Source organism: Cohnella xylanilytica, assembly GCF_014212175.1.
GTDB classification, from domain to species: domain Bacteria; phylum Bacillota; class Bacilli; order Paenibacillales; family Paenibacillaceae; genus Cohnella; species Cohnella xylanilytica.
This window is the reverse complement of the sequence record NZ_JACJVR010000180.1, coordinates 1-10,156: the sequence shown is the minus strand read 5'-3', so window position 1 is coordinate 10,156 and position 10,156 is coordinate 1. Positions and strand designations below refer to the sequence as shown.

Below are 10,156 nucleotides of genomic sequence, written 5' to 3'. Positions count from 1 at the left end.
ATTATCACAGCACAACGACATACACGGATGAAATTCGCGGAGAACCACGCCGGGGACGGGTTCATACCCTATTGCATACGGCCCCGCTCGGTCGGGGCGCCAATGGGAGGTGAGCGCCGTGATCCGATGGAAGCGGCCGCGGGATACGCGCGGCATCGTGCGCCTCGTCCGCTCGGAGCTCGTGCCGGTGTCGCCGTGGCATCATCCCCGGGACGGACGGCTGTACGACGAAGTATCCCGGCGGTTAAGGAAAGGGGGCACACTCGTCGCCGCGAGAAGCGGCAGCTCCGAACCGTTCGGATTCGTGCACCTCGTCGTTCAGGACCAGACGCTGTTCATCGACCTGCTGGCGGTCGATTCCGCCTACCAGAACCGGCATTGGGGCCGGGATCTCATGCGGAGGGCGGAGGAATACGGGCTCGCCGAAGGCTGCCGGAGGGCGATGCTGTACGTCGACGAAGATAACGGGAAGGCGCAGCGCTTCTACATGCGCCTCGGCTACTCGGCCGTTCGGCATCTGGAAGCGTTGAAGTGCTACCAGATGGAGAAGCCGCTGTTCCGCTGGAGCGGCGAATGGCTGTAACGATGCCGGCCTGGGGGAGCTTGGCCGATCGGGAACCGCGCCTCCTCGCGCCGCCTAGCGAAAACAACGGAGCCGCCGGAAGGCGGCTCCGTTGTTGCGCGTCCCTATCTATCGCGGTTCGGGCGACGGGCGGCCGGTCGTTACCACCAGCCCCAACCGCCTCCCCAGCCGCCTCCCCAACCGCCGTAGCCGCCCCAATAGCCGCCGTAAGCGAACGGCGCGGTGCCGATCGCCAGCAGATCGAACAAGGCGAGCGGAAGGATCGCTTTGGTGCTGACCTGCTTGCCCGATACCGGTTGGATCATGAGCTGGTTGCCGCTGACGCGCACCAGCTTGCCGCTGACCCTCGTACCGTCCTTCCGAATCGCGTATACGCGTTTGCCGACCATCTTGAGAACTTGATCGCGAGTAACCCGAGACATCCGAACCCCTCCTCTCCGCAATGGGAACGTCCGGGATGGCATCGGCCGGCGCCGGCGCCGACCGTTGTCCCCCGTTGTCCTACAAGGTATGCGGAGCCGCCGGACGCGGCTTGTACCTCTGTCCTGCCCGCGGGGAAAGGGGCTGGTCAAGCGTCGTCGCCGACGCCAACGCAAAAAAGCCGCCGACCGCTCCGAAGGACGGAGAAGTCGGCGGCTTGCCGGGCGACGCGGATTACGCGTTGATTTTCTCTTTGGCGGTGCCGGCCAGCGTGTTGAACGCGGCGATGTCGTTCACGGCCAGGTCGGCGAGGATCTTGCGGTTCACTTCGATGCCGGCCAGCTTCAGGCCGTGCATCAGCTTGCTGTAGGACAAGCCGTTCTGACGGGCAGCCGCGTTGATGCGCACGATCCACAGCTTGCGGAAGTTGCGCTTCGTCTGACGACGGTCGCGGTATGCGTACATCAGGGACTTCATCACTTGCTCGTTAGCTTTCTTGAAGAGGCGGTGCTTCGCGCCCCAGTAACCTTTGGCCAGCTTCAGGACTCTATTGCGACGGCGGCGCGTGACGAACCCGCCTTTGACTCTTGCCATTGCTCATTACCTCCCGGAAAATGTATCGTCGCGTGCGCGACGGTAAAAGGATTACTTCAGGTTCGCCAGCTGTTGCTGCAGACGACGAACGTCGCCTTGAGCCATGAGCGGCTGGGTGCCGAGAACGCGCTTCTGGCGGCCGGACTTGTGGGACAGCAAGTGGTTCTTGTAAGCCTTGTAGCGTTTGATCTTGCCCGTGCCCGTAACCTTGAAGCGATCCTTCAGGCTGCTGTGCGTTTTCATCTTAGGCATCTGGTTTATCCTCCTGTCATCAATGGCTCTTGGGAGCCAGAATCATGATCATGCTTCGGCCTTCCAGCTTCGGCACGCGTTCGACGACGCAGATGTCCGCGACTTCGCTCGCCACGCGCTCCAAAATCTTCTGGCCGATGTTGGCGTGGGCAATCTCCCGTCCGCGGAAGCGTACGGAACATTTGACCTTGTCGCCTTCGTTCAGAAACTTCACGACGTTGCGAAATTTCGTCTGGTAGTCGTGTTCCTCGATATTCGAACGGAACCAAACTTCCTTCAGGTCGACAATCTTCTGATTCTTCCGGGCTTCCTTCTCTTTCTTCTGCTGCTCGTAACGGAATTTGCCGTAGTCCATGATGCGGCACACCGGCGGCTTCGCCTGAGGCGCCACGTTAACCAGGTCCATGTTCGCATCGATAGCCATCTGCAGAGCTTCGCGGAACGGCTTGATGCCGATCTGCTCGCCTTCCGGTCCGACGAGACGGACTTCCTTCGCCCGGATTTCCTCGTTGATTTGATGATCCTTGCTGATAATGTTCCACCTCCAAAATGGACTGAGTTGCCTACTTCCTGCTTCTGACACAAACAAAAAATGCCGGCCTCCGAAGCGAAGACCCGCATTCCGTCGCAAACGTTGAATCGGCTCGCGAGGGCGTATTCCCATCGCTGCCCGGTACGTCGGCTACGCTGGACCAGCCGGCCGACGCCGGGCAGGTGAGAAGCGGGCGCTTCTGCTTGCGCGTGCTGAATTGGAACAGACACTCGAATACTATATCACGGCGAACGGACGCTGTCAACCTCGCCTCAGCCCCGCAGCTTGCGCCCTTCCGCCAGCAGGCCGATCGCCTTGGAGACGCGGGAAGCCCTCGTCTGCTCCCGCTTCGCCGATTCGATCCAATCGACGTATTCCTTCCGGTACGTATAGGCGAGCCCGGCGAAAAAGTCGAGCGCTTCCGGCCGCTCCTCCAGAGCTTCCTGCAGATCCCGCGGCACCTCGATCGTCCTCTCCTCGGTGTCCGGCTCGATGGCGACGCGCACGACGTCGCCGACCTCCGCTCCCGCCGCGCAGCGCAGCGGCCCTCCCACGACCAGGTAGTGCCTGCCGTTCCCGTGCGGCAGAAGCGAGCTCCGGAACGCGGCCCCGTTCACCGTGCCGCGAACGCGGATTTGCCCTTTGGCGCCGTACGCCTCGGCCGCGTCGAACGGCACGTCGACGTACACCCACGTGCCCACGCCGGGCGGCCGCAGCAGCGCCCCTTCGAACTCCCGCATGTCGCTCATCCCGTCGTCCTCCCGTCCGCAGCCTTCTTGAACGCGATCGCTCCCCTTAAGGTACGCCATTCCCCCGCGTCCGTCAAATCCGCATTCGGGGAGCGGCGTACGGAACGAAGAAAAAAAGCGGCCCGGAAGGCCGCTTCGACTGCGTTATTTTCGACACCCGTTCCGATAAGACAATGACGCGATAGACAGATACGGCATCGTCCGATGCGGCTTACATCTGCTTGCCTTGAACCTCTTCGAGCCTCAGAACCCGGGTATGCTGCGTATGGCTCCACGTCTTGTTGTTCTGCGTGAAGAACGCCCAGAACGTGATCGGCCACCACGAGAAGAAGAAGATCGGGAACGTGATGAGGCGAACGTAGCTTCTCCAGTTCACCTTCTCGAGCAGCATGGCCAGCGGACACTGCGCGTAAATGTACAGCGCGATCGGCACCGCGAGCCAGCTCGGGAACACCGAGTAGATCGAATCGAAGTGCGGCTCGCCCGGCAGCAGCAGGTCGAACCAGAGCGTGGCCGTCAGCATGAAGCCGATCAGGAAGTTGTACGCGTTGAAAATATAAAATGCGGCGTCGATCTTCACCCAGCTGCGTTCCTTCAGACCCTGCCACAGAGTCGGAAGCATATAGCGGCGGGCGATGTCGAAGTGCCCTTGCATCCAGCGAAGCCGCTGGCGGGCGGACGCCCGGAACGTGATCGGCTTCTCGTCGTAGACGCGCGCGTCGAAGTTGAACTTCGGATAGATGTTGCGCTGAATGCAGCGGATCGTGAATTCCAAGTCTTCCACCAGGCTCGTCGCGCCCCAGCCCATCTCCTTGAGCAGCTTGGACTCGAAGCACATGCCGGTGCCGCCCAGGAAGTTCGACAGTCCCAGGTTGTAGCGGGGAAGCTGCCACAGGCGGTTGCAGAACCAATAGTTGATGCCGTTGGCCGCGCTGACCCACGAATCGTGCGGGTTCTTCGTGTCCAGGTAGCCCTGGATGACGCGGTGGCCGTTAATAAGATCTTCGTTCATGTACTTGAGGAAGTCGGTCGCGACCAGGTTGTCGGCGTCGAACATGACGACCGCGTCGTACGTCTTCGGCTGCTTCCACAGCTCCCTCAGCATCCATTCGATGGCGAAGCCCTTGCCCCGCTCGTTCGGATTCGTCCGCTCGCAGGCGAACACTCCCGGATAGCTCCGGACGACGTCGGCGGTTCCGTCCGTGCAGTTGTCGCAGATGACGAAGATGTCGAACAGCTCGCGCGGATAATCCATCTTGAGCAGATTCTCCACGAGCGCTCCGACGACCTTCTCCTCGTTGTGAGCGGCCACAAGAAGAGCGAACGACTTCGTTGGACGGTTGACGATCTTCTCCTTCTTGCGATACCAGCCGAAGAACGACAGCAGCACTTGGTACGCGCCGATCAGGAAGAAGACGACCTGCAAGGCCAATAACAAGCTGTTCCACATATTCAGTTGTACCCCCTGAACCCCGATTTCTTTTTTTTCTTTGTCTGTGTCTGTCTCGTCTCTTTTTTTCTTTCCGGCGCCGCTCTGTCTCTTTTTAGTACGATTCCGGCTTCGAATGTGTTTCACTCTCTGTCTAAAAAACACATTCTCGATTGTCTTTGGTTTGAGCTTCTTTGTCAAAAGGCCGATTCCACCGTATTCGGGCCTCTGGCGGGCGTAGACGGGAATTGGGTCCTCGAATGGGGGGAAGCGGCGCCGATTCCTCCCGTTTAGAGAGGGATCCGCCCTATTCCTCCATTTCCAAGACCTCAGTCCCTGCTTCTCGCCAAAAGTCGATCATACGACGGCGCCCTTCGGCCGGCCGCCGAAGCCCGCTCCCGCGGAGGCGTCCGCCACGCTCTCGAGAAGACGGGCGAACACGTCGTCCCACGAGCGCGACCTCGCGTCCGCGAGCCCCGCCGCGGACAATCTCGCGCGCAGCCCGGCGTCGCCGCGCAGCCGGGCGAGCGCTTCCGCGAAGGCGTCGGCGTTGCCCGCCTCGCGCAGCAGCCCCGTCTCGCCGTCCCGGACCGTGTCGGGGACGGCGCCCGCCGCCGCGCCGATGACGGGCAGTCCGCACGCCATCGCTTCCAGGACGACGTTGCCGAACGTCTCGGTCGGCGACGGGAACAGCATGGCGTCGGACGCGGCCATCCAGCGCCGCAGCTCGGGCTGCGGGATCGCGCCGAGAAGCCGCGCCCGCACGCCCCGCTTCTCCGCGAGCGCGCGGAGCTCGCCCGCGGAGGGGCCGTCGCCGGCGAAGACGAGCTCGGCGTCGGCGGCCGTCGCCCGCGCGAAGCGGCTCATCGCTTCGACCGCCAGCTCCGGCTGCTTCTCCGGCGCGAGACGGCCCGCGCACAGGACGACGAAGCGCGAAGCCGGGATGCCCGCTTCCGCCAGGAACGCCTCCCGGTCGATCTCCGGATGGAACACCGTCGTGTCGATCGCCCGGGTCCACACCTCGAGGCCCCGCCACCCGTCCTTCGCGCATTCCTCGAGCACGGAGCGCGACGGAACGTAGATCCGGCGGCACGGGCGATGGAACCAATGCAAATATCTCCATAGAAGTTTACCCATCCACTGCAAATTGTAAAACGGCAAGTACCGGACGAAATGAGTGTGGTGGGAGGCGACGAACGGAATGGAGTGCTTGAGGGCCAGATGCCTTCCGGCCACTCCCGTGCCGAACGGCGTCGCCGCGTGGATGACCGTAGGCCGAAAGTCCAGCAGCTTCCGTTCGGCGGCGGCCGACAGCGGAGAAGCGATTCTAAGCTCGGGGTACAGGAAGAACGGGATGCTCGCGAGCCTCTCCGCGACGCCGGGGATCGGCTCCTCCTTCCGCGGCCGCGTCGGAGCGAACACGAGACACGGGATTCCTCTCTTGCGCAAGTAGGCCGCCCATCGTTCCAAGGTCTTCGCGACCCCGTTGACTTCCGGCGCGTACGTATCCGTGAACAAGGCCAATCGAACTTCTTCCATTCGCATCGCCTCCCTCGTCTTTCCTTCAGCTTACAGGAGGGAGATTATCGGGATGTCAAAGGGAAGTGAATTCCCGTTCGTTCCCGGCGCCTATTTACAATCGGATAGCATTGCGTTCACATGGGGCGTACACGGAGAGGTTAAGCTGATTGCGCAAGACATCGACAGATCCGCGCGAAGGGGAGATCGGAATGAGCCGGTTTTACCGCATTCTGGAGCAAGTGGAAGGTCCTTTGTTCCTGCACGTGAATATGAGATGGAACCGCGAGGTTTTGAATCGTCTATTCTTCCTATTGACTCTGATGGGAGGGGCGACGTTCTGCCTCGGCGTCTCGCTGGCCGCAGGCCTGTTCGCTCCCGGCGCGTGGGGAACGGCCGGCTGGCAGGCGCTGGCGGCGGTCGCCTTCAGCCACCTGCCGGTCGCGATCGCCAAGCGGAGCGCCCCGCGCCGAAGGCCGCACCAGGTGTACCCGCAGGCGAACACCGGCAAGCGTCCGCTTCAGGATCCGTCGTTCCCTTCCGGCCATACGACGGCCGCGTTCGCCATGCTGACGCCCTGGATGATGGCGGAGCCCCTGCTCATCCCGTTGCTGCTGCCCGTCGCGATCGGGGTGGCCTTGTCCCGGATCTACTTCGGCCTCCACTTCCCGAGCGACACGGCGGCCGGCGCCCTGCTCGGCAGCTCGACGGCGCTGCTCGTCTCCCTCTGGATCTCGTAGCTCAGAACCGGCCGGACCGGAAGATCGAATAGATCAGCCAGACGAACATCAATCCGGCGACGGAGAAGCCGATCTCGATCGCCGGAATGCGCCACAGCATCGAGTTCTGGTGGCTGATGGACGATCCGATGATCAGCCCGACCATCAGGATGCTGAACGAGAGCAGCACGATGCTGAAGCTGAGGCGGTTGCCGATCCGGTCGAGCTTCTTCAGGAACGCCTCCCTCTCGGGAATGCTGAGCTCCAGCTTGATCTTGCCCTGCTTCGCCATCGCCAGCAGCTCGCGCAGCTTGCCGGGGGCCTCCGCGAGCCATTCCGCGTATTCCGGCAGCTTCTTGCCCAGCTCGCTCGCGATCTTCACCGGATTGACCCGGTCGAGCAGCAGCTGCCGGCCGAACGGCTCCGCAACCTTCAGAATGCTGAAGGTCGGGTCCAGCGCGGAGACGACCCCTTCGGTCGTCATCAGCGTCTTGCCGAGCAGCGTCATGTCCGACGGAATGCGGATGTTGTGCCGCTGGGCGAGAGCGAACAGGCGGCGGATCGAATCGCCGAGGTTGATCTCGCTGAGCGGCACTTGGTAATAGAGCTCCCTCAGCTCGTCGACGTCCGTCCGCAGCGCCTTGCGGTCGGCGTCGTCGGGGATGAGCCCGAGCCGGCCGACCGCCCGGATGATGCCGTCCGTGTTCTGCCCGCGCAGGGCTATGACGAGCGACACGAAGTGAACCTTCGTCTCCGGAGCCAGCTTGCCGACCATGCCGAAGTCGAGCAGCGCGATCCGCCCGTCTTCGAGCGACAGCACGTTGCCGGGATGGGGGTCGCCATGGAAGAAGCCGTCCACCAGAATCTGCCGGAGGATGGCGGTCACGAACTTCCCCGCGATATCGTCCCGCGGGCGGCCGGCCTCGTCGAGCTGCTCCCGGTCCGACAGCTTGATGCCGTCCACCCGCTCCATCGTAAGCACCTTGCCGGAAGACAGCTCCCGGTACACGGCCGGAATATGTACGTACGGCAGCGCCTCGTTCAGCACGGCGAACTTCTCCGCGTTGCGCCTCTCGCGGTCGTAATCCAGCTCTCCGAGCAAGGCGGACCCAAGCTCCTCCGCCATCTCCTTCAGCCGGTATCTTCTCGCCCATTCCAACCGCTTCTCGGCCAGTCTCGACAGCTCGGACAGAATCTCCAGGTCGGTCTCGACCGTCGCGCGGATGTTCGGACGCTGCACCTTGACCGCGACTCTCGCTCCGGAGCGGAGCGTCGCGTAATGGACCTGCCCGATCGAAGCGGCGGCCAGCGGGGTCTCCTCGAACTCGGCGAACGACGCCTCCAGGGGGGCGCCCAGCTGCTCCTCGACGATGCGCCTCACGTCCTCGAACGGGAAGGGAGGCACGTCGTCCTGAAGCCTCCTCAGCTCCGCGACGAATTCCGGAGGGAAGAGGTCGCTTCGCGTGCTCGCCAATTGGCCGAGCTTGACGAAGGTCGGCCCGAGCTCCTCGAGGAACATGCGGACGCGGATCGCGATCGTCTGCTTGTCCAGATCCCTTCTCTCGCCGGTCCATAGCGCCTTGTAGGGGACCAGGTCGGCGAGGCCGAGATCCTTGACGACGTATCCGAAGCCGTATCGGACGAACGCGGATACGATCTCCCGGTATCGGTGGAAATGCCGGATTTTCTTGCCCACGTTCATCGGACAGCCTCCTCGGAAAATCGATAATAGGGAGGTTTGCCCGTCAGGGCAGATCCTCTTCGGTCTTGACGCCTTCGCCTTCGCCTTCGCCCGCGCCTGCGCCCGGCTTCTCGAGCCGGGCGATCAGCCGGTCGAGCCTCCGCTCCAGGCGCTCGATGTCTTCCTTCGTCGCCCACTTCTTGTCCCCGATGGCGGCTTGAACTCTCTCCTGGACGACCGCCTCGACTTTGCGCTGCGCCTCCTGCCCCTTCTTGAGCAGGTCGTCGACGAACGCGAACGACTCCGCCCGGCTCATCTCTCCCTTGCGAACCAGTTCGTCCACCAGCTTCTCCGCTTGCTCCTTGCTGGCGATGGCGATGCCGAGGCCGAGAGAGACGGCCCTGTTGATCATGTCCTTCATTCGAATCGCTCCTTCCATCATGGCGGATTTGGGTAAAGCCGGCCATTTCCGTTAGTGTGGGTCGACGTCCGCGCCTCCATTCGGCCGAAGCGGCAATCCGGCTTTTTTCTTGGATTCGGGCTTGTGGGTTTGCAGCATATAGTCGAGTACCGGATGGGATACCCCGTACCAGGCGCCTTCGTCCATGAAGTGGTGCAGCAGATGCTTCTTCCTCATCCATTTACACCACGGGGTGACCGGCGTAATCGGGCGATGGGCGATATAGTGCATCCACTGATAGTACAATTGGAAAAGCGAAGTGCCCGCGACGATCGCGACCACCGTCCGCCAGTCTCGCGCGATCGCCCACAATACCACGAAATATACGCCGTAAGCGGCCGCGTCATAACGAAGAGGGCTGAACAAATGCTCGAGCTCGTTCGGGTGCTTGTGATGCTCGACGTGACCGCGGTACATGGCGGGCGCGAGCTTGGGGAATTCGTGCAGCAGGAAGCGGTGAACCAGGTATTCGAACACGGCGTAGACGCCCATGCCGAGCAGGAGATAAACGAGCGTCATCCAGCCTTGGGGGAAGATCGCCGTCAGAATGAGCGTAACGCAGCCTAAGCCGACCATAAAAGCGATCATGGGATTCGAGAAAAATTCGCGATAATAGCGAGCCATCCGAATCAGGCCTCCGTTCTGATTGTAGCTTCACGTCATTCCAAAGCTTCCATTAGAAAATCGGATACCAACTTCTTCTCGCGTTCGGGGAGGGCGGCGATGGCCTTCAAAAAACGCCCTGCCAGCTCGGCGAGCTCGGCTCCCGCCTCCGACATCGTCTGCGCGGCCGCCCCGAGAGCAGCCCCCGCCAGCGAAGCGAGGCCCATCTCGCCCGTCGGAGCCTTGCCCGCGAGGCTGCGGACGAACTCCTCCGCGGTTCCTCCCGCGCGGCGGATCAGCGCGAGCAGAAGCCCGACGCTATACGCGCAAAATTCCGTCTCCCGCTTCTGCGCGTGCAGCTCGCGCGCCATCCGCCCCAGCGCCTCGAGGCCGCAGCTTCGGCAGCCTTGAAGCAGCGCCATCACGGCCGCCTTGGTCGCCTGCCATTCCTCGGGCGGGCCGGCGGCCTCCGCGGACGCCGCCGTCTCCGGCTGCCCGGATTCATCGTCGACCAGCAGCCGCGCCCGTTCCGTCGGGACGAACTGCACCTGCGATCGTCCGGATTCCCCGCCGTTCGCCGCATAGCTTCGCGTCAGCAGGCCCATTTTCTCGATCG

13 protein-coding genes are annotated in these 10,156 nt (G+C 62.7%); 2 read left to right on the top strand and 11 right to left on the bottom strand.

Going from position 1 to position 10,156, the window contains the following annotated elements; all coding sequences use genetic code 11:
* Positions 1-118: 118 nt before the first annotated feature.
* The gene (locus tag H7B90_RS32485) at positions 119-583 is read left to right on the top strand and encodes a GNAT family N-acetyltransferase (protein ID WP_185140052.1); all 465 of its coding nucleotides are present in this window, start codon (positions 119-121) and stop codon (positions 581-583) included.
* 140 nt (positions 584-723) lie between these two features.
* Here the strand turns inward: H7B90_RS32485 and H7B90_RS32480 are convergent, their stop codons facing one another.
* From H7B90_RS32480 to H7B90_RS32450, 7 genes are all read right to left on the bottom strand, one after another.
* Positions 724-1,005 carry a 50S ribosomal protein L33 gene (locus H7B90_RS32480; RefSeq protein ID WP_185140051.1) on the bottom strand — a complete coding sequence of 94 codons (282 nt, stop codon included), beginning with the start codon at positions 1,003-1,005 and terminating at the stop codon, positions 724-726.
* Between the two features lie 232 nt (positions 1,006-1,237).
* Complete coding sequence (gene rplT, locus H7B90_RS32475; RefSeq protein ID WP_185140050.1) at positions 1,238-1,597, bottom strand: 50S ribosomal protein L20; 360 nt, start codon at positions 1,595-1,597, stop codon at positions 1,238-1,240.
* Between the two features lie 51 nt (positions 1,598-1,648).
* Positions 1,649-1,849 carry a 50S ribosomal protein L35 gene (rpmI, locus tag H7B90_RS32470; protein ID WP_185140049.1) on the bottom strand — a complete coding sequence of 67 codons (201 nt, stop codon included), beginning with the start codon at positions 1,847-1,849 and terminating at the stop codon, positions 1,649-1,651.
* Positions 1,850-1,868: 19 nt separating this feature from the next.
* Positions 1,869-2,363 carry a translation initiation factor IF-3 gene (gene infC, locus H7B90_RS32465; RefSeq protein ID WP_185140053.1) on the bottom strand — a complete coding sequence of 165 codons (495 nt, stop codon included), beginning with the start codon at positions 2,361-2,363 and terminating at the stop codon, positions 1,869-1,871.
* Between the two features lie 290 nt (positions 2,364-2,653).
* Positions 2,654-3,190 (bottom strand): YdeI/OmpD-associated family protein, encoded by a 537-nt coding sequence (locus H7B90_RS32460; RefSeq protein ID WP_185140048.1) that lies wholly within the window; start codon positions 3,188-3,190, stop codon positions 2,654-2,656.
* A gap of 151 nt (positions 3,191-3,341) precedes the next feature.
* Positions 3,342-4,580, bottom strand: coding sequence for a glycosyltransferase family 2 protein (locus tag H7B90_RS32455; RefSeq protein WP_185140047.1), 1,239 nt, complete (start codon positions 4,578-4,580; stop codon positions 3,342-3,344).
* A 336-nt stretch (positions 4,581-4,916) separates the two neighbouring features.
* Positions 4,917-6,098: a glycosyltransferase family 4 protein gene (locus H7B90_RS32450; protein WP_185140046.1), complete on the bottom strand. Its 1,182-nt coding sequence runs from the start codon at positions 6,096-6,098 to the stop codon at positions 4,917-4,919.
* Between the two features lie 191 nt (positions 6,099-6,289).
* On the opposite strand from H7B90_RS32450, the gene H7B90_RS32445 reads away from it, so the two are divergent.
* Positions 6,290-6,817 carry a phosphatase PAP2 family protein gene (locus tag H7B90_RS32445; protein ID WP_185140045.1) on the top strand — a complete coding sequence of 176 codons (528 nt, stop codon included), beginning with the start codon at positions 6,290-6,292 and terminating at the stop codon, positions 6,815-6,817.
* A gap of 1 nt (position 6,818) precedes the next feature.
* Here H7B90_RS32445 and H7B90_RS32440 read toward each other — a convergent pair whose 3' ends face one another.
* The 4 genes from H7B90_RS32440 to H7B90_RS32425 form a co-directional block, all read right to left on the bottom strand.
* A complete protein-coding gene (locus H7B90_RS32440) occupies positions 6,819-8,498 on the bottom strand; it encodes an ABC1 kinase family protein (RefSeq protein WP_185140044.1) in 1,680 nt (559 codons plus the stop codon).
* Positions 8,499-8,541: 43 nt separating this feature from the next.
* Positions 8,542-8,898 (bottom strand): phasin family protein, encoded by a 357-nt coding sequence (locus H7B90_RS32435; protein ID WP_185140043.1) that lies wholly within the window; start codon positions 8,896-8,898, stop codon positions 8,542-8,544.
* A gap of 51 nt (positions 8,899-8,949) precedes the next feature.
* Positions 8,950-9,561: a sterol desaturase family protein gene (locus H7B90_RS32430; RefSeq protein ID WP_185140042.1), complete on the bottom strand. Its 612-nt coding sequence runs from the start codon at positions 9,559-9,561 to the stop codon at positions 8,950-8,952.
* Positions 9,562-9,596: 35 nt separating this feature from the next.
* A partial coding sequence (locus H7B90_RS32425; RefSeq protein ID WP_185140041.1) for a hypothetical protein occupies positions 9,597-10,156 on the bottom strand: 560 nt, incomplete at its 5' end.

Bases quoted from the DNA above. Each gene is read 5' to 3' on its own strand.
- H7B90_RS32460 (WP_185140048.1), bottom strand. From the start codon at position 3,190: ATGGCGTACCTTAAGGGGAGCGATCGCGTTCAAGAAGGCTGCGGACGG.
- H7B90_RS32480 (WP_185140051.1), bottom strand. From the start codon at position 1,005: ATGTCTCGGGTTACTCGCGATCAAGTTCTCAAGATGGTCGGCAAACGC.
- H7B90_RS32435 (WP_185140043.1), bottom strand. From the start codon at position 8,898: ATGAAGGACATGATCAACAGGGCCGTCTCTCTCGGCCTCGGCATCGCC.
- H7B90_RS32430 (WP_185140042.1), bottom strand. From the start codon at position 9,561: ATGGCTCGCTATTATCGCGAATTTTTCTCGAATCCCATGATCGCTTTT.
- H7B90_RS32440 (WP_185140044.1), bottom strand. From the start codon at position 8,498: ATGAACGTGGGCAAGAAAATCCGGCATTTCCACCGATACCGGGAGATC.
- rplT (WP_185140050.1), bottom strand. From the start codon at position 1,597: ATGGCAAGAGTCAAAGGCGGGTTCGTCACGCGCCGCCGTCGCAATAGA.
- H7B90_RS32450 (WP_185140046.1), bottom strand. From the start codon at position 6,098: ATGGAAGAAGTTCGATTGGCCTTGTTCACGGATACGTACGCGCCGGAA.
- H7B90_RS32445 (WP_185140045.1), top strand. From the start codon at position 6,290: ATGAGCCGGTTTTACCGCATTCTGGAGCAAGTGGAAGGTCCTTTGTTC.
- rpmI (WP_185140049.1), bottom strand. From the start codon at position 1,849: ATGCCTAAGATGAAAACGCACAGCAGCCTGAAGGATCGCTTCAAGGTT.
- H7B90_RS32455 (WP_185140047.1), bottom strand. From the start codon at position 4,580: ATGTGGAACAGCTTGTTATTGGCCTTGCAGGTCGTCTTCTTCCTGATC.